This is a genomic window from Stappia indica (assembly GCF_009789575.1).
Classification (GTDB): Bacteria; Pseudomonadota; Alphaproteobacteria; order Rhizobiales; family Stappiaceae; genus Stappia; species Stappia indica_A.
Map to the genome: position 1 here is coordinate 1162040 of NZ_CP046908.1, position 16784 is coordinate 1178823.

Sequence of the window (16784 nt, forward strand, 5' to 3'; positions counted from 1 at the left end):
GACGAGGCCCCGCCTTGCGCAACCTGATCACCGACGTGCCCGGCCTTTCGGTCGGCAATGCCTCCTGCGAGAAGCTCAAATCCGGCGTCACCGTGCTGACCGCCGACACGCCGCTGCGCGCCTCCGTGGCGATCCATGGCGGGGCGCCGGGCACCCGCGAGGCAGCGCTGCTCGATCCGCGCTTCACGGTTGAAAACGTCGACGCGCTGGTGCTGTCTGGCGGCTCGGCCTTTGGCCTCGATGCGGCCTCCGGCGTGCAGATGGCGCTGGCCGCCCAAGGGCGCGGCTTTGCGGTGGGCACCGCGCGCGTGCCCATCGTGCCGGGGGCGATCCTCTTCGACCTGCTCAACGGCGGCGACAAGGACTGGGGCGACACCAACCCCTATGGCGCGCTCGGTCGCACGGCGCTGGCCGCAGCCTCCCCGGACTTCGAGATCGGCAGCCATGGCGCAGGCACCGGCGCGACGACGGCAACGCTGAAGGGCGGCCTCGGATCGGCCTCGGCGAAGCTGTCGTCGGGTGCGACCGTCGGCGCGCTGGTCGCGGTCAATGCGCTCGGCAGCGCGGTGCTGGGCGAGGGTCCGCATTTCTGGGCCGCGCCCTTCGAGAAGGGGGACGAGTTCGGCGGCCTCGGCTGGCCGGCAGCACTGCCCGCCCTGCCCGACAGGCCGCGCACCAAGCTCGACGGCCTCAGCGAGGGCGCCAACACCACCATCGCCATCATCGCGACGGATCTGGCGCTCACCAAGGCGGAACTGCAGCGGCTGGCGGTGGCAACCCATGACGGCTTCGCCCGCGCCCTGTGGCCGGCGCATACCCCGCTCGACGGCGACCTGATCTTCGCGGCCTCCACGGCCGCGCGCGAGATGCGCGATCCCCTGGCCGAGACGGTGGAGATCGGCGCGGTCGCAGCTGCCGTGATGAGCCGGGCGATCGCCCGCGCCGTCCATGCGGCCAGCCCCGCCCCCGGCGACACGCTGCCGACCTGGGCTGAGCGCTTCGGCGGATAGAGCCGGACCGGACCCGCGGCGGCGGATTACTCCGCCGCCTCCATCACAGGCGTGCCCTCGCCCTGCGGCGCGAGCTGCGCCAGCAGCGCCTCGCGCCGGACCATCGCCTTGGCGAAGTTCGCCTCCTTCACCGGACCGAAACCGCGCACCGTGTCGGCAGTGCGGGCGAGCTCGACGAGCAGGCCGTAATTCGCCGTGCCGACAAGACCGGCGATGCGCTCGGCATCGGCAAGGCAGAGGCTGGCGAAGTCCCGCTCCATGCGCCGCTCTTCGGTGCGGCCGAACGGATCGAACGCGGTGCCGCGCAGGCGCTTGGCCCTCGCCAGCAGGCGGAAGGCGGTGAAGATCCACGGGCCGAAGGCGATCTTGCGCGGCCGCCCCGTGCGCGCGTCGAGCGTGCGGGAGATCAGCGGCGGCGCCAAGAGCACCTTGAGCTTGCGCGGACTGTCGAACTGCGCCTCCAGCCGGGCACGGAAGTCGGGCTGCGAATAGAGCCGCGCGACCTCGTACTCGTCCTTGTAGGCCATCGCGCGGTAGAGGCCCTCGGCGAGCGTGCGCGTCAGCCGCAGGGTGCCGTTGCCGGCGCGCTCGTCGGCGGCGCGGACCTGTGCCACCGCATCGAGGAAGCGCTGCGCGTAAGCCTCGTCCTGATAGGCGGCAAGCTCGCGACCGAGAAACGCGATCCGCGTGTCGAGATCCATCTCCGCGGCCGGATCGACGGAATTCGCCGCCGGCAGACCGGCAAGGATCTTGTCCGGTGCCGCGAACAGCACCCGGCCGGCATGGAAGGCGGCAAGGTTCTTGTCGACCGCCGCGCCGTTGAGGCGGATCGCGGTGTCGAGCGCGGTGGTCGAAAGCGGCAGGCGGCCGGCCTGATGCGCCATGCCGACCAGCATCATGTTGGCGTAGATCGCATCGCCGAACAGCGCCTCGGCGATGCGGGCGATGTCGTGACCGGCAAAGAGCGGACAGGCCTCGTCCAGCGTCTTCAGCATCCGCGCCTCGTCGAAGGAGAGCGTCTGCTTCATGACGAACTCGGCCGTCGGCGCGACGCGCGAATTGGCAAAGCCCGCAGTGCGCTCCCGGTCGATCAGCGCCAGCTGCTCGGCATTGGTCGCCACCACCATGTCGGAGGCGAGCAGCACGTCGAGGCTGGCGGTCGGGATGCGCGGCCCCTCGATGGCCCGGTCCGCGGTGGAAAAGCGCAGATGCGAGGTCACCGGGCCGCCCTTCTGGGCAAGGCCGGTCATGTCCAGGGTCGAGGCCTGCTTGCCGTCCACATGCGCGGCCATCGCCAGCACCGCCGCCGTGGTGGTGACGCCGGCCCCGCCGATGCCGGCGATCAGCAGGTTGAGCGTCGTCTCCAGCCCCGCGACCTCCGCCTCGGGCAGCTCGGCGACGAGGGCGGCAAGGTCGAGCCCGCTCGCCTCGGCTCGGCGCAGCGAGGCCCCCTCCACCTCCACGAAGGAGGGACAGAAGCCCTTGGCGCAGGAAAAGTCCTTGTTGCAGGACGACTGGTTGATCCGCCGCTTCTCGCCGAAGGGCGTCGCCAGCGGCTCGATGGAGATGCAGTTCGACTGCACCGAACAATCGCCGCAGCCCTCGCAGACCCGCTCGTTGATGAAGAGGCGCATGTCGGGATCGGCGAAGTTGCCGCGCTTGCGGCGGCGGCGCTTTTCGGCCGCGCAGGTCTGGTCGTAGATCAGCACGGTGACGCCGGCGACCTGTTGCAGCTCCTCCTGCACGCGCATCAGCTCGTCGCGGTGGAAGACATCGGTATCCGGCGCAAGATCGTGGCGGCCGAGATAGGCGTCCGGCTCCTCGCTGACGACGACGATGCGCTCGACGCCCTCGGCCTCCAGCTGGCGGGTGAGCTGCGGCACGGTGAGGATACCGTCGACCGGCTGGCCGCCGGTCATCGCCACCGCATCGTTGTAGAGGATCTTGTAGGTGATCGGCACCTTGGAGGCGACGGCCTGGCGGATCGCCAGGATGCCGGAGTGGAAATAGGTGCCGTCGCCCACATTGGCGAAGACGTGGCTATCGCGGGCAAAGTCCGCCTGGCCGACCCACAACACGCCCTCGCCGCCCATGGCGATCTGGCCGTCGGTGGTGCGGCCCGGGATCTCCGTCATCGCATGGCAGCCGATGCCGGGCATGGAGCGGGCGCCCTCCGGCACCACGGTGGAGGACGAGTGCGGGCAGCCGGAGCAGAAATACGGCACCCGCGCGGCGCGCTCCGCATGGCCCTGCGACCACATCACCTGCCGGTTCATCCGCTCGGCGACGGCGCGCATTTCGGCGGTGACGAAATCGGCCGGCAGGAAGGCGAGCAGCGCCGGGATGATCTCGGCAACGGCGAGTTCCAGCAGGTCGGAGAGGAAGGGATTGCCCTGCGGCGTCATCTTGCCCCAGATCGCCGGACGGGCATGGTCCGGCCAGCCATAGGCGATCTCCTTGATCTGCGGCTCGAGGAAGGCGCGCTTGTGCTCCACGACGAGCAGCCGCTCCAGCCCGCGGGCGAAATTCGACAGGCCGATGGGCTCCAGCGGCCAGGGCATCGCCACCTTGTAGATGGCAAGGCCGATGTCGCGGGCTCGCTCCTCGGTGAGGCCGATCAGCTCGAACGCCTGGCGCAGGTCGCGATAGGCCTTGCCGGTGGCGACGATGCCGATGCGCGGGCGGCTGGCGCCGAAGGCGACGCGGTCGAGCCCGTTGGCCCGCACATAGGCGCGCGCCGCCGGAATGCGCACATCGCGCAGCAGCCGCTCGGTCTCCAGCCGATTGCCGAGCAGCATCACCCGGTTGAGATCGTCGTGGCGGCGCGGGTCGCGGTCCTGCGGGAAGACGAAATCGAGCCGCGCCGGATCGACGGAGATGGTCGCCGAGGCGTCCATCGTGTCGGCAAGGCAGATCAGCCCGCTCCACAGCCCGCTGAAGCGCGACAGGGCGAAGCCGTGCAACCCGTAGTCCAGCACTTCCTGGATGTCGGACGGGTTGAGCACCGGCATCTCGACATGCTGGAAGAAGAATTCCGACTGGGCCGGCAGGATCGAGGACTTGGCGAGGTGGTCGTCGCCGGCCAGCGCCAGCACGCCACCATTGGCCGCGGTGCCGCTGGCATTGGCCTGGCGCAGCACGTCGCCGGCCCGGTCGACGCCCGGCGCCTTGCCGTACCAGATGCCGAAGACGCCGTCGTAATCGCTGCCCTTGCCGTGATGGGCGACCTTCTGGCTGCCCCAGACGGCGGTGGCGCCGAGTTCCTCGTTGACGCCGGGCTTGAACACGATGTCGGCGGGGGCAAGATGGCGCTTCGCGCGCACCAGCTCGGTGTCGAAGCCGGCAAGCGGCGACCCGCGATAGCCGGAGATGAAACCGCCGGTCTTCAGCCCGGCCGCCCGGTCGAGCCGGCTGCGGTCGAGGGCGAGGCGAACAAGCGCCTGGATGCCGGTCAGGTAGACACGGCCGTCATTGGAGACGTATTTGTCGTCGAGGGAGACAGAGCGCATGATGGCGTTCATGGAGACGGCCTCCTCATCCGTCTTCGAGGGTCGCGCGCGAGGGGGCGTGAAGCGCCCGCACCCCGCGCAATCTGCTGGGACCCAATATGCTCCTTCTTTGCGTGAAATTCTGTGCTATCGTGCCCGAAACAGACCCTAAAACCGCACGGAATTTCCCCTCGACACCCCATGAGCGAAAAAAACCTTCTGGATCCGTCCGATATCCGCGTGCTGCAGATCATGCAGCGGGATGCCTCCCTCTCCATCGCCGAAATCGCCCGCGAGGCAGGCATGAGCCAGACCCCGTGCTGGCGCCGCATCAAGAAGCTCAAGGAGACCGGCGTGATCCGCCAGGTCGTCGCCGTCGTCGACCGGGAAGCGGTCGGGCTGGGCTTCGTCGCCTATGCTTTCGTCAAGCTGGCCGTGCCCAGCCGCGAGAACATGGAGACCTTCGACAAGCTGCTGCAGCGCTGGCCGGAAGTGGTGATCTGCGAGCGCATCACCGGCGCGGTCGACTACCTGATCAAGGTCGTCGCCAGCGACATCAAGGCCTATGACGACTTCCTGCGGCTGAAGCTGCTCGACAACACGCTGGTCTCCGACGTGCAGTCGCGCATCGTCGTCAGCACGGTGAAGCACACGGTGGCGCTGCCGATTCGCGAGACGTGAGGGACGGTGGCGGCGGCCGAGAGGATGCGAGGCTGCCACTCCTTCTCGAAGGTCATCCCGGTCGCGGGCAAGCGCGACCCGGAACCCATTGGCACCCTCGGCAAGCGTGAGGCGGGAGCGCTTCGCCACCTCCACAGCTGTCATACCTGCGAAGGCAGGTATCCAGTATCCGCCGGGGCGTGTGGGTTTGCGAAAGCGGCTGCCCCTCGACAAAGGGCGCTTGCGACAACGCCGAGGTCTGAGCCGAACCGTTGGGGGTTACTGGTTCCCGGTCTTCGGCTGCGCCGAAACCGGGATGACACACGGTGTGTGGGCGCGCGTGGGCGTGTCCTCACCGCCGCTCTGGAAACTAATAGGCCCGGATCTCGCGATGCTCGTCCGGGGTGACGGCAGAGGGGATGCGAAGTCGCGCACCTCCCCCGCAGCCAATGGTCGCACCCGACTTGACCCTGCACGCGGACAGGGCAGAGTGGCGGCGCGCGGGTGCAGGCTCGCGATGCCGCAATCGGGTGCGGCGCATTCGGGAAACACCACTTCGGGAAAGGACAGACGATGGGACACACTGCCGGGCCGCTGACGGGCAGCTGCCGCTGCGGGGCCACCACGATCGCGATTGCCGCCGATCCGGTGATGACCGCCGCCTGCCACTGCCGGGGCTGCCAGAAGATGAGCTCCAGCGCCTTTTCGCTGACCGCGATGGTGCCGGCCGAGGCGTTCTCCGTCACCGCCGGCGAGCCGGTGAAGGGCGGCATCCAGGGGCCGCAGCTCGACCACTATTTCTGCCCGCACTGCAAGACCTGGATGTTCACCCGCATCACCGGCTTCGAGGCGGTGGTCAACGTGCGCCCGACCATGTTCGACGACGACGAGCGCTGGTCGCGCCCGTTCATGGAGACGATGACGGCGGAAAAGCTCGCCTGGGTCGAGCTTCCGGTGGCGCGCAGTTTCGAGGGTTTCCCGCAGCCGGAGGAGTTTCCGCAGCTGATCGCCGAGTTCGCCGCGCGCGACTGACGGTCAGCGCTAAGGCAGGGTCCCTCCCTGGCGTCTTCCCGGACGAGGCGAAGCCGCGACCCGGGAGGACGCGGGGAGAGGTGGCGCTCCGTCGCCAGCACTGCTCACCCCCCTCTGTCGGCTCCGCCGACATCTCCCCCTCAAGGGGGGAGAAGGGAGCGAGAGGTTAGCTCCTGCCTCTCTCTCGGACGTCTGGACTTGCTTCGCAAAAGCGGAGAGGCCTTACCCGACCAAAAAACGCGAGGGCGAATAGGGCTGCGGGTCGGCCAGCGGCAGCATGTCGGTGACGAGATCGGCCAGGAGCCGCGCCATCGCCGGGGCCAGCGAAAAGCCGTCGCGCATGTGGCCGACCGACAGCCACAGGCCCGGCATGCCGGGCATTTCGCCGACGATGGGCAGCTGGTCCGGCACGAAGACGCGCACGCCCGCGACCGGCAGCTCCTCCACCGCCGAGCCGAGCGGCAGCAGCGCGCGGGCGGTGGCGGTCGCACGGTGCAGGGCATTGGCGCGCACCGGAAGCCCGGACAGCGCACGGGCCGTCGACATCAGCTCCGTGCCGCCGACAAGCCGCAGCCCGCGCTCCATCGGCGTCAGCGTGAAGCCGCCCTCCAGGTCGGTGACCGGCCGGGTCAGCGACACGCCGGAGACGGCGCGGAAATGGCGGTGATAGGTGCGGCAGGCGGCGAGCGGCATCGTCAGCCCGAAGCGCGCCAGCACCGGCGAGATGCCCGCGCCCAGCGCCAGCACCACGATCGGCGCGCCGACCTCGCCGCGCACGGTGCGCAGCGCATAGCCCCGGCGCGTGTCGAGAAGCGTGGCGGCATCGCCGATCTCCACCTCGCCGCCGCGCTCGCGGAACAGCCGGCCATAGGCCTTGGTAACGCCGCCGGGCGAGGAGACCGACTGGCTCTCCGGCCAGTAGATCGCCGCCTCCTCCAGCGAGCGCAGATGCGGCTCCAGCCGGACGATCTCGACCGCGTCGAGATCCGCGTAAGGCACGCCGAGAATGCGGGCGAAATGCCGGTCGACCTCGGCAAGCTCGCGCACCCGCGGCGAGCGCAGCAGCTTGATCCAGCCGGTGCGGCGGAAGAAGCGCAGGGCGCTGGCCGCCCGCGCCAGCGCCAGATGCTCGGCCGCCGCCACCGCCTGCAGCGGGGAGAGCGCGCGCGCCGCCCGCGCCACGGCGGCCGGCTGGGCGGTGAGCCGGCATTCGCCGAAGAAACGGGCAAGATCGGGCAGCGAGCGCGAATCGATGCCGAAGCCGCGGCGCCGGGTCAGCGCGCCGGCGAGGATGCCCGGCAGGGTCAGCGGCAGGGCCGGTGCGCAGTAGGCATCGCGGCCGATCAGCCCGTCATTGCCGCGCGTTGCCTCCTCTCCCGGCGCATCCCGGTCGACGAGAAGCACGCGAAGGCCCCGCCCCTGCAGGTGCAGGGCGGCACTCGTTCCGGTGATTCCGGCGCCAAGGACGATCGCGTCGAAGCTGCGCATACGCTTTTCGACACCGTTCACAATCGCCTTGCAAGTGGAAGACGCTCTCCACGATACTCAAGGTCCTGAAATTGTTCCCGCCCGGCGCCGTTGCGGCGCCCCCGAGCCCCTCCCGGGGCGCCCCCGAGCCCTTCCCGGAAAGTGTCCGACATGCCGGCGCTCGCCCTGCCGCTCACCCTCCTTGCCTGGCTCGGCCGCCAGGGCACCCGCGCCGTTGCCATCAGCGCCCTGCTCGGCATGGTGCTGCCGCCGCTCTCGGCGCTGTTCCGCCCGCTGGTCGAGGAAGCGATCTTCGTGCTGCTGGTGCTGGCCTTCCTGCGGGTCGATCCGGTCGCCGTCGTCGCCCATGTCCGCCGGCCGAAACTGGTGGCCCTGTCGCTGATATGGATGCTGCTCGCCGTGCCGCTCACCGTGGGCGCGCTGCTGCAGGCGAGCGGGCTTGCCGCCCTGCATCCCGACATCGCGCTGGCCGCCTTCATCGTCACCGCCGCCCCGCCGATCATGTCGGCCCCGGCCTTCATCGCGCTGATCGGCCTCGACGGAGCGCTGTCGCTGGCGCTGGTCGGCTGCGGCATGCTGCTGACGCCGATCACAGCGCCGCTGATCGGCGGGCTGCTGCTCGGCGAGAGCCTGCCCATCGACGCGCTTGCCCTCGGCCTGCGCCTGACCGGGCTGCTCGCCGCCTCCGCCGGCATGGCGCTGCTGATTCGCCGCTTTGCCGGCAATGCCCGCGTCGTCGAGGCGAAGGAGCATATCGACGGGCTCAACGTACTGATCCTGTTCATCTTCGCCGTGGCGGTGATGGACGGCGTCGCCGAGCGCTTCATGGCAGCGCCCCTGTTCACCCTGGCGGTGGCGGCGCTGACATTTGCCGTGGCACTGACGCAGATGGGGGTGACGCTGCTGGTGTTCGCGCGCGTGCGCCGCGACCAGGGCTTCGTCATCGGCCACGCGGTCGGCAACCGCAACATGGGGCTCCTGGTCGCCGCGCTGGGCGGCACGCTGCCGGATCTCGCCTGGCTGTATTTCGGGCTCGGCCAGCTGCCGATCTACCTGCTGCCATGGCTCCTGAAGCCGCTGGCCAACCGCATCGCCGCCGATCAGGCGGAACGTGACCGGGATCACGGCAGCGCCGCACCCGGCGGCTAGTCTGACGGGCAACGCAACCCGGATCATCAGGAAGACCGCCCCTTGCCACACCGCCCGACGTCGAAAGGCACGCCTCTTGCCGCAGCCGCTCCGCTGGGGGCCGCCGCCCTCGCCCTGCTTTTGACGCTGGGCACCACGCCGGCCTTCGCCGCCGACCATGCAAGGGTCGACGTGCTGGGCTTTTCGTCCGATGGCAGCCGCTTCGCCTTCGAGGAATACGGCACGCAGGACGGCTCGGGCTTTCCCTATTCCAACATCTACCTGTTCGACGTCGACCGGGACGCCTGGCTCGGCGGCAGCCCGTTCCGCCGGCTGGACGAGACCGGCGACGCAACGCCCGCACAGGCGGAAGCCGACCTTGCCCGCACCCGCGCGGCCAATCGCGACGAGGCATGGGGCCTGATCTCCTCGGCCGCGATCAGCGGCCATGGCGACACGGTGGCGCACAATCCGCCGACGCAGCGCGGCGCCGACCCGCACCTGATGATCGCAACGATGCGCGCGGAAGTGCCGGAGTTCGGGCCGCAGGTGGAGCTGCGGCTGACCGAGCACGGCGTGGAGCGGCCCGCGCGCTGCCCGGACGGCTTCGGCGAGATCAAGGGCTTCCGCCTGACGCTGACGCTGGAGGGCGAGACGCGGGTGCTCAACGACGATGCCCGCCTGCCGCAGAGCCGGGGCTGCGCGCTCGGCTACCGGATCGACCGGCTGGTGCTGCATCACCCCGCCGATGGCGGCCCGACCGCCTTCGCGGTGCTGGTGCTGGTCGAGCAGGTCGGCTTCGAGGGGCGCGACGGGCGGTATCTGGCGATCACCGGGCGGCTGTGAGACGAGAGGGAGCGCCCACCTGGATGCTTGTGGCACCGGGGAGCCTGTGATAGCGGCTTGCGCCAGATCAGCCTCCCCCAAGCTCAGCCATCGGAGCCGCCGCCCATGACCCGCCCCGTCGTCATTGCCCCGTCCATGCTCGCCTCGGACTTCTCCGCCTTCGGAAGGGAAGTGCGCGACGTGGTGGAGGCCGGCGCCGACTGGATCCATCTCGACGTGATGGACGGGCATTTCGTGCCCAATATCAGCTTCGGCCCCGACGTCATCAAGGCGATGCGCCGGCACACGGACAAGGTGTTCGACACCCATCTGATGATCGCCCCCTGCGATGCCTATCTGGAGGCCTTCGCCAAGGCGGGCTCCGACATCATCACCGTGCATGCCGAGGCCGGCCCGCATCTCGACCGCTCGCTGCAGGCGATCCGCGCGCTCGGCAAGAAGGCCGGCGTCTCGCTGAACCCGGCAACGCCGGAAAGCGTCATCGAATACGTGCTCGACCGCCTCGACCTGGTGCTGGTGATGAGCGTCAATCCGGGCTTCGGCGGCCAGTCCTTCATCCCGGCGATGGTCGACAAGGTCGCCCGCATCAAGGCGATGATCGGCGACCGGCCGATCGACATCGAGGTCGACGGCGGCGTGACCGCGCAGACCGCGCCGCTGGTCGCCAAGGCCGGCGCCAACGTGCTGGTCGCCGGCTCGGCGGTGTTCAAGGGTGAGGGCGTTGCCGGCTACCGCGCCAATATCGAGGCGATCCGCAAGGCCGCCGACGCCGCCGCGGCTTGACCGGCTGCGCGGCGCGGCCGACAGTCGGCGTTTGAATCTGAAGTTCGCACAGAGCGTGCTGACAAGTGTGACGAACTTCAGGTTCGGGTGACCAGAACGGATGGACCTGCCACGTGCGACCGCTCGTCTTCGCCATTGCCTGGGCCGCCTTCATCGGCCTGACGGAGACCGCGCTCACCTTCTGGCGCGGCGAAGCCCTGACCGGCCGCTCGGCCGGGGTCGTCACCGTCTTCACGGTGAGCGCCTTCCTCGGCGCCTTCTGCGCCTGGGGCGCGGCGAACCTCCTCACCTTCCGCCGCCGCAAGGGACGGCTGCCGGCGCGCTTTGCCGCGATGATCCTGTCGCTGACGCTCGGCACCGCGGGCTTTTGCGCCGTGTTCTTCTTCCTGCAGCTGCGCTCCTATTATTCGGAGTGGCACACCAGCACGATCTCCATGGAGATGTTCTGGCAGTTCGCCTTCACCGGCGCCTCGACCAGCTACATCTTCGCCGTGATGGGCGCCCGCCCGCTGCTGCCTTTCGTCTTCCTGCCGATGCTCGCCTTCTCGTGGTACTTCGCGCGCATTGAGCCGCCGCGCCACGTCTGATAAGGAGCCGGCACACCCCGCCGCTGCCCGAGAAGGACACCCGCATGATCCCGCGCTATTCGCGGCCCGAAATGGTCGCAATCTGGTCTCCCGAGACGAAGTTCCGCATCTGGTTCGAGATCGAGGCGCATGCCTGCGACGCGCTCGCCGAGATCGGCGTGATCCCCAAGGAGGCCGCCCGCACGATCTGGGAGAAGGGCGGGGCCGCGACCTTCGACGTCGCCCGCATCGACGAGATCGAGCGCGAGACCAAGCACGACGTCATCGCCTTCCTGACGCATCTGGCCGAGATCGTCGGGCCCGACGCCCGCTTCGTGCACCAGGGCATGACCTCGTCCGACGTGCTGGACACCTGCTTCAACGTGCAGCTGACCCGCGCCGCCGACCTGCTGCTGGCCGATATCGACGCGCTGCTGGCCGCCCTCAAGCGCCGCGCCTTCGAGCACAAGGACACGGTCTGCATCGGCCGCTCGCACGGCATCCATGCCGAGCCGGTGACCTTCGGCCTGAAGATGGCCGAGGCCTATGCCGAGTTCGACCGCTGCCGCACGCGCCTGATCGCCGCCCGCGCTGAAGTGGCCACCTGCGCCATTTCCGGCGCCGTCGGCACCTTCGCCAATATCGATCCGCGCATCGAGGAACATGTCGCCGAGGCGATGGGCCTGGCCGTCGAGCCGGTCTCCACCCAGGTGATCCCGCGCGACCGGCACGCGATGTTCTTCGCGACGCTCGGCGTCATCGCCTCGTCCATCGAGCGCGTGGCGACCGAGATCCGCCACCTGCAGCGCACCGAGGTGCTGGAGGCGGAGGAGTATTTCTCGCCGGGCCAGAAGGGCTCCAGCGCCATGCCGCACAAGCGCAACCCGGTGCTGACCGAGAACCTGACGGGCCTTGCCCGCATGGTCCGCGCCTATGCGATGCCGGCGATGGAGAACGTCGCCCTGTGGCACGAGCGCGATATCTCGCACTCCTCCGTGGAACGGATGATCGGCCCGGACGCGACCGTGACGCTCGACTTCGCGCTGGCGCGCCTGACCAACGTCATCGACAAGCTGATGGTCTATCCCGAGCGCATGCTGGCCAACATGAACCGCCTCGGCGGCCTGGTGCACTCGCAGCGCATCCTGCTGGCGCTGACCCAGGCCGGCACCTCGCGCGAGGACGCCTATCGCCTGGTCCAGCGCAACGCCATGAAGGTCTGGGACAGCTACCAGAAGGACGGCAGCGCCGATGTCGACTTCCTGGAGGAGCTGCTGAACGACGCCGACGTGCGCGCCGCCCTGTCGGAGGAGGAGATCCGCTCGCGCTTCGACCTCGGCTACCACACCAAGGCCGTCGGCACGATCTTCGACCGGGTGTTCGGCAAGGCCTGACACCCGGCCTCAGGCTGCGGGCGGGGACCGGCGCCGGTATTGCCTTCCCGCCCGCTGCGGCCTAGATTCGGATTGAGGGCAGGCGTCAACCTGTCCTCAATCGGATCAAGGGCATACTGATCTTCGACATGGCGAAAACACCGGATCCTTTCAGCCTCGACGCGCTCGACGGCGTAGCCCGCCGCGCGAGCGAAACGGTGCGCCGGCACGCAGCCGACACCAAGGGCACCTTGCCGGTGCTGCGCGACGGCCGTGTCGTCGAGATCGACCCGTCCAGCGCTCCCCCTTCCGCCGCGAAGCGGGGCGGAGAGCGCGCTTCCGTGAAGAAGCTGAAGCTTCCGAATGTCGGGTGACCCGGCACCGCCGGTTCTGACCATCTTTGCCGGCCCCAACGGCTCAGGCAAGACAACTCTCCGGAACCAGTTCGTCGCCGACGGATACGATCTGGGAGACTATATCAACGCCGACGATATCCAGGCCAGTTGGCACACCCTCGCTCCCGAACTCTCCAGCCGCCGCGAACGCGAGATGTGGGCCTTTCACGAAGCCGAACGTCAACGCCGGGCCTGCCTGACCGGCGGGCGCGACTTTTCGTTCGAGACCGTCTTCTCCCACGAAAGCAAGCTCGACTTTATGCGGGACGCCAGGACGGCGGGGTATTTCATCCGCCTTCTGTTCGTGGCAACGGACAGTCCGCGCCTCAATGTCGCCCGTGTGGCGAAGAGGGTGAAAGACGGCGGGCACGACATCGAAACCGACAAGGTCGTGAACCGCTACCGACGGACCTTGACCCTGCTGCCGCAGGCAATGGAACTGGCCGACCACAGTGTCCTGTTCGACAATTCCCGCGCGACCATGCACGCGGTCGCCACGATAAAACTGGCCGAAGACAGGCTGACAAGCTTCGGCATCCAACACCCGCTGCCCAGCTGGGCGGAAACCGCACTCAGTCAATACAAGGCCAGACAAGCAAAGCCATGAAGATCGCCGAGACCGATATCCTGCTGCTGCCCGGCTACGGCGACACGCCGGCCGGCCACTGGATGCACCGCTGGTGCGAGAAGATGCCGACGGCGCGCATCATCGCCCAGCGCAACTGGTTCCAGCCCGTGCTGAAGGAGTGGATCGACGCCTTGAGGGAGGCGGTCGCCGCCGCCGAGCGCCCGGTGGTGCTGGTCGGCCATTCGCTCGGCTCGATCACCGCGGTGCACGCCGCGCACGGCCACGGGCTCGACACGGACAAGATCAAGGCCGCCTTCCTGGTGGCGCCGACGGACCTGAACCGCGCCGAGCCGAAGCCCGCCTTCGACGCCGCCCAGTTCCGCGCCGTGCCGAAGGGGCCCCTGCCCTTCCGCGCAAGGGTGGTGGCCAGCCGCACCGACCCCTATTGCGCCTATGAGGTGGCCGAGCAGATGGCGAGGGACTGGGGCGCGCATTTCCAGGATGCGGGCGATGCCGGCCACATCAACCTGGAAAGCGGCCACGGCCCCTGGCCGGAAGGCCTGATGTCCTTCGCCTATCTGATGAAGGACCTGTGAGGGGTCTCGCCGCTCGTCCCCCTGGTCTGAAGTTCGTCACAATACACGGCGTCGGGCATCAGGGTTTCTCCCGCCCCTCGCTTGGCAGGCGCGCCCGCCGTTGATATGCAACTTTCCCGGAACGACAGGTTCGGGGCGAGATCGACGCGAGCAAGGCTCGCCCGGGCTGCAGGACCTTCCCACACAGCAGCGGGATCCTCCGATGACCGTGTGCATTCTCACGTTTTTGGAAAAGACATTGCGATGAAAACCAGCAAGACCTTTTTGCGTGCCGCGCTTCTGATTTCGATTCCGATGGTCCTCGCCGGCTGCGGCCCGAGCAAGGAAGTGCTGCAGCAGGAGCGGGAGCTGTTCGCGCAGGCGCGCGACCGGCAGAGCAGCTGCGGCAACACCGAGAACGATTCACCGGCGGCACGTGCCATCGTGGAAAAGGACCGGCTGCGCGGGCTGACGCGCTACACGGAAGCCGATGCGCAGGAGATGATGACCGACCGCACCGATGTCTCCTACATGCCCGGCCACGGCACGCAGATCTCCTACACCTCCGCGGACGGCCGCGCCTGGCTCTGGTATCCGGGCAACCCCCGCATCCTGGAAGGGCGCTGGAAGCTGGACGACAGCAAGAACTTTCTGCAGGTCTGCTACGACTACGGCCCCGGCACCCGCAACCCGACGATGAAGGACGCGCCCTCCGGCTTCCAGTGCGGCAGCTTCCACAACCAGAACATCTTCACGCTCGACACCAAGCGCGGCGACGTGTTCGGTCTTGCCACCGCGAAGGTCCTGAAGCCGCTGCCGCGCGATGCGGCCAAGCCCTATTTCCCCGGCTGCGCGCCGGCGAAAAAGCCGCTGCTGAAGAACGGCAAGCCGCCGCTCGACAACCTGCAGAACGACCTCAAGAGCTATATCGGCCGCGCCTGACGCGCTGGCCGGGCCTTGCGACGCGCGCCGTTACGAGGTGCGCGGACGCGGCCCCATCGCCGCGACGAGGCGGCGGGCGACCAGCAGGGCCACCGGCACGGCCAGCAGCAGGCCGACGCCGGCGAAGACGGCCAGCAGCCACGGCTCGAAGGCGTTGATGCCGTAGAAGGTCATCGGCACCAGCGCGAAGACCCCGGCCATGGTCGGGCCGATGACGATGAAGAGGACGGCGGCAAGCTTCCACATGACAGGCACTCCCGATCAAGGGTCGGGGGCGTGCGTTTCCAAGGCGAACGCTGCCCCGTCACCGCCTGCCATCGTAATCTTCAATGGCCCGAAAATAATGCGACACCCGACCTCATAGGGGTTTGCCCATTGGGGGGATTGCCCATCAGGGGTTCCCCGCATGAAAACGCCGCCCGGCGGGGGGCCGGGCGGCGCTTTCGAAGAAATCCGGAAACGGAAGGGCGTCAGTCGAGTTCGGCGAGCCTGGCCCTGGCCGCGTCCAGCAGCATCGACATCTCGATGCCGTGGGAGATGAAGCGGAAGCCCATCCGGCGCGCCGACTTCGCATCCTCGGCATTGTTGCAGAAGATGCCGGCGATCTTGCCGGCAGCGCGGGCGCGCTTTGCCACGTCGGCGGCGATGGTTTGCACCTTCTCGCTGCTGGGGGCGAGTTCGCGCCCCTCCGACAGGGTCAGCGACAGGTCGCCCGGGCCGATGAAGACGCCGTCGAGGCCGTCCACCGCCAGCATCTCGTCGAGGGCATCCAGCGCGGCCGGCGTCTCGATCATGGCGAAGGCGACCGTCTCATCGTTGGCGGTGGCGAGATACTCGGCCGGCGTGCGGCCCTGCAGCATGGCCGCGCGGTGCGGGCCCCAGCTGCGCACGCCGACGGGGGGAAACTTGCTCGCCCCGACCAGCGCCAGCGCATCTTCCACCGTGTTGACCATCGGCATGATCACCGCCTCGGCGCCGAGATCGAAGGCGCGGCTCACGGTGGCGAAGTCGTCGACCGGCGGACGCACGACGGCGTGGGCACCGCCGAGGCGCGCGGCCGCAATGCCCTCGCGGATGGAGGCGATATCATGGGCGCCGTGCTGCATGTCGAGCGTCACCGCACCATACCCCGCGCGGCCCAGCAGCTCCGCCATCGCCGGCACGGCCAGCGTCGACCAGGCGGTGATCACGGTCTCGTCGGCGCGAAGGCGGGCGGCAAGGGAGGGAGCGGAAGCGGTCATGGCGGGGGTTTCCGAAATGGCAGGGTGGGAAGGACCCGCAACCGGGCCCGGTGGGCGGCGGCCCGCACCTGGCGCGGCCCGCGATCTTTCAAAGGTGCCCCGTGATTTTTTAAAACTGCAAAGGGCAATTCGGGAGGCGAGCCTCGCGTGCGAAACGCGAAAGGGGCAGCGTGTGCGCTGCCCCTTCGTGTCGTCTCAGCCTTCGTTCTGGATCTGCTCGACCGCCTGATGCAGCAGCTCGTCCATGGTCCGGCGGATCTGATGGTCCGACTGGGCGACGCCGGCATCGTCGAAATCCTTGCGGATCTTGCGGAACACGTCCTCGTCGCCCGGCTCCTCGAAATCGGCGCGGACCACTTCCTTGGCGTAGTCCTGGGCCTTGTCGGCATCGAGGCCCAGCTTTTCCGCGGCCCACAGGCCGAGCAGCTTGTTGCGGCGGGCCACCGCCTTGAAGCGCAGCTCCTCGTCGTGGGCGAACTTGGATTCAAAGCCCTCCTGGCGACGGTCGAAGGTGCTCATGCGTCAGTCTCCTGCCTTCTAGCGGTGGCGCCCTCGGGCGCTGAAATCGGTTGCGGTGCCGCCATCATATGGGGATCCGATGCGCCCTTGCATATCCTTCGCGACACACCAAATCAACGCGTATCGGTCGCTTCCCGCCAGCTCAATCCGACATCGCCCCGCGAGCGGGC

General features: G+C 68.8%; 17 protein-coding genes. 12 read left to right on the forward strand and 5 right to left on the reverse strand.

The genetic code is table 11. The features are described 5' to 3' along the window. The first annotated feature begins 14 nt into the window (after positions 1-14). On the forward strand, positions 15-1010 hold the full coding sequence (locus GH266_RS05585) for a P1 family peptidase (protein WP_425329563.1): 996 nt from the start codon (positions 15-17) through the stop codon (positions 1008-1010). A gap of 26 nt (positions 1011-1036) precedes the next feature. Here the strand turns inward: GH266_RS05585 and GH266_RS05590 are convergent, their stop codons facing one another. Continuing rightward, a complete protein-coding gene (locus GH266_RS05590) occupies positions 1037-4531 on the reverse strand; it encodes an indolepyruvate ferredoxin oxidoreductase family protein (protein WP_158193014.1) in 3495 nt (1164 codons plus the stop codon). Positions 4532-4699: 168 nt separating this feature from the next. Between GH266_RS05590 and GH266_RS05595 the strand changes: the two genes are divergently transcribed. Beyond that, the gene (locus GH266_RS05595) at positions 4700-5179 is read left to right on the forward strand and encodes an Lrp/AsnC family transcriptional regulator (protein ID WP_067216841.1); all 480 of its coding nucleotides are present in this window, start codon (positions 4700-4702) and stop codon (positions 5177-5179) included. Positions 5180-5731: 552 nt separating this feature from the next. Beyond that, positions 5732-6190 carry a GFA family protein gene (locus tag GH266_RS05600; protein WP_158193015.1) on the forward strand — a complete coding sequence of 153 codons (459 nt, stop codon included), beginning with the start codon at positions 5732-5734 and terminating at the stop codon, positions 6188-6190. A 222-nt stretch (positions 6191-6412) separates the two neighbouring features. On the opposite strand, the gene GH266_RS05605 is transcribed toward GH266_RS05600, so the two are convergent. Continuing rightward, the gene (locus tag GH266_RS05605; protein WP_158193016.1) at positions 6413-7678 is read right to left on the reverse strand and encodes an NAD(P)/FAD-dependent oxidoreductase; all 1266 of its coding nucleotides are present in this window, start codon (positions 7676-7678) and stop codon (positions 6413-6415) included. A gap of 150 nt (positions 7679-7828) precedes the next feature. Here GH266_RS05605 and GH266_RS05610 point away from each other — a divergent pair, with 150 nt between their 5' ends. From GH266_RS05610 to GH266_RS05650, 9 genes are all read left to right on the forward strand, one after another. Continuing rightward, positions 7829-8827, forward strand: coding sequence for a sodium:proton symporter (locus GH266_RS05610; protein ID WP_158193017.1), 999 nt, complete (start codon positions 7829-7831; stop codon positions 8825-8827). A 42-nt stretch (positions 8828-8869) separates the two neighbouring features. Further along, a complete protein-coding gene (locus tag GH266_RS05615) occupies positions 8870-9652 on the forward strand; it encodes a DUF2259 domain-containing protein (RefSeq protein WP_199270449.1) in 783 nt (260 codons plus the stop codon). Positions 9653-9757: 105 nt separating this feature from the next. Continuing rightward, on the forward strand, positions 9758-10435 hold the full coding sequence (gene rpe / locus GH266_RS05620; RefSeq protein ID WP_158193018.1) for a ribulose-phosphate 3-epimerase: 678 nt from the start codon (positions 9758-9760) through the stop codon (positions 10433-10435). Between the two features lie 113 nt (positions 10436-10548). Next, a complete protein-coding gene (locus GH266_RS05625; RefSeq protein ID WP_158193019.1) occupies positions 10549-11022 on the forward strand; it encodes a hypothetical protein in 474 nt (157 codons plus the stop codon). Between the two features lie 44 nt (positions 11023-11066). After that, complete coding sequence (purB, locus tag GH266_RS05630) at positions 11067-12395, forward strand: adenylosuccinate lyase (RefSeq protein ID WP_158193020.1); 1329 nt, start codon at positions 11067-11069, stop codon at positions 12393-12395. 128 nt (positions 12396-12523) lie between these two features. Then, entirely contained in the window at positions 12524-12748 is a 225-nt protein-coding gene (locus GH266_RS05635) for a hypothetical protein (RefSeq protein ID WP_158193021.1), read from the forward strand. After that, positions 12738-13376, forward strand: a complete 639-nt coding sequence (locus tag GH266_RS05640) for an ATPase (RefSeq protein WP_158193022.1) — start codon at positions 12738-12740, stop codon at positions 13374-13376. The genes GH266_RS05635 and GH266_RS05640 overlap by 11 nt, the downstream gene beginning before the upstream one ends. Further along, entirely contained in the window at positions 13373-13933 is a 561-nt protein-coding gene (locus tag GH266_RS05645; protein WP_158193023.1) for an RBBP9/YdeN family alpha/beta hydrolase, read from the forward strand. Before GH266_RS05640 ends, GH266_RS05645 begins: the two co-directional genes overlap by 4 nt. A gap of 243 nt (positions 13934-14176) precedes the next feature. Further along, a complete protein-coding gene (locus GH266_RS05650; RefSeq protein WP_158193024.1) occupies positions 14177-14854 on the forward strand; it encodes a hypothetical protein in 678 nt (225 codons plus the stop codon). Between the two features lie 30 nt (positions 14855-14884). Here the strand turns inward: GH266_RS05650 and GH266_RS05655 are convergent, their stop codons facing one another. The 3 genes from GH266_RS05655 to GH266_RS05665 all read right to left on the reverse strand — a co-directional run bounded on the left by GH266_RS05655 (position 14885) and on the right by GH266_RS05665 (position 16614). Beyond that, a complete protein-coding gene (locus tag GH266_RS05655; protein ID WP_158193025.1) occupies positions 14885-15100 on the reverse strand; it encodes a hypothetical protein in 216 nt (71 codons plus the stop codon). Positions 15101-15324: 224 nt separating this feature from the next. Continuing rightward, entirely contained in the window at positions 15325-16095 is a 771-nt protein-coding gene (locus GH266_RS05660; RefSeq protein WP_158193026.1) for an HpcH/HpaI aldolase family protein, read from the reverse strand. Between the two features lie 195 nt (positions 16096-16290). Further along, on the reverse strand, positions 16291-16614 hold the full coding sequence (locus GH266_RS05665; protein WP_158193027.1) for a DUF1476 domain-containing protein: 324 nt from the start codon (positions 16612-16614) through the stop codon (positions 16291-16293). Positions 16615-16784: the final 170 nt, after the last annotated feature.

Bases quoted from the DNA above. Each gene is read 5' to 3' on its own strand.
- GH266_RS05590 (WP_158193014.1), bottom strand. From the start codon at position 4,531: ATGAACGCCATCATGCGCTCTGTCTCCCTCGACGACAAATACGTCTCC.
- GH266_RS05595 (WP_067216841.1), top strand. From the start codon at position 4,700: ATGAGCGAAAAAAACCTTCTGGATCCGTCCGATATCCGCGTGCTGCAG.
- GH266_RS05600 (WP_158193015.1), top strand. From the start codon at position 5,732: ATGGGACACACTGCCGGGCCGCTGACGGGCAGCTGCCGCTGCGGGGCC.
- GH266_RS05605 (WP_158193016.1), bottom strand. From the start codon at position 7,678: ATGCGCAGCTTCGACGCGATCGTCCTTGGCGCCGGAATCACCGGAACG.
- GH266_RS05610 (WP_158193017.1), top strand. From the start codon at position 7,829: ATGCCGGCGCTCGCCCTGCCGCTCACCCTCCTTGCCTGGCTCGGCCGC.
- rpe (WP_158193018.1), top strand. From the start codon at position 9,758: ATGACCCGCCCCGTCGTCATTGCCCCGTCCATGCTCGCCTCGGACTTC.
- purB (WP_158193020.1), top strand. From the start codon at position 11,067: ATGATCCCGCGCTATTCGCGGCCCGAAATGGTCGCAATCTGGTCTCCC.
- GH266_RS05635 (WP_158193021.1), top strand. From the start codon at position 12,524: ATGGCGAAAACACCGGATCCTTTCAGCCTCGACGCGCTCGACGGCGTA.
- GH266_RS05640 (WP_158193022.1), top strand. From the start codon at position 12,738: ATGTCGGGTGACCCGGCACCGCCGGTTCTGACCATCTTTGCCGGCCCC.
- GH266_RS05645 (WP_158193023.1), top strand. From the start codon at position 13,373: ATGAAGATCGCCGAGACCGATATCCTGCTGCTGCCCGGCTACGGCGAC.
- GH266_RS05650 (WP_158193024.1), top strand. From the start codon at position 14,177: ATGAAAACCAGCAAGACCTTTTTGCGTGCCGCGCTTCTGATTTCGATT.
- GH266_RS05655 (WP_158193025.1), bottom strand. From the start codon at position 15,100: ATGTGGAAGCTTGCCGCCGTCCTCTTCATCGTCATCGGCCCGACCATG.
- GH266_RS05660 (WP_158193026.1), bottom strand. From the start codon at position 16,095: ATGACCGCTTCCGCTCCCTCCCTTGCCGCCCGCCTTCGCGCCGACGAG.
- GH266_RS05665 (WP_158193027.1), bottom strand. From the start codon at position 16,614: ATGAGCACCTTCGACCGTCGCCAGGAGGGCTTTGAATCCAAGTTCGCC.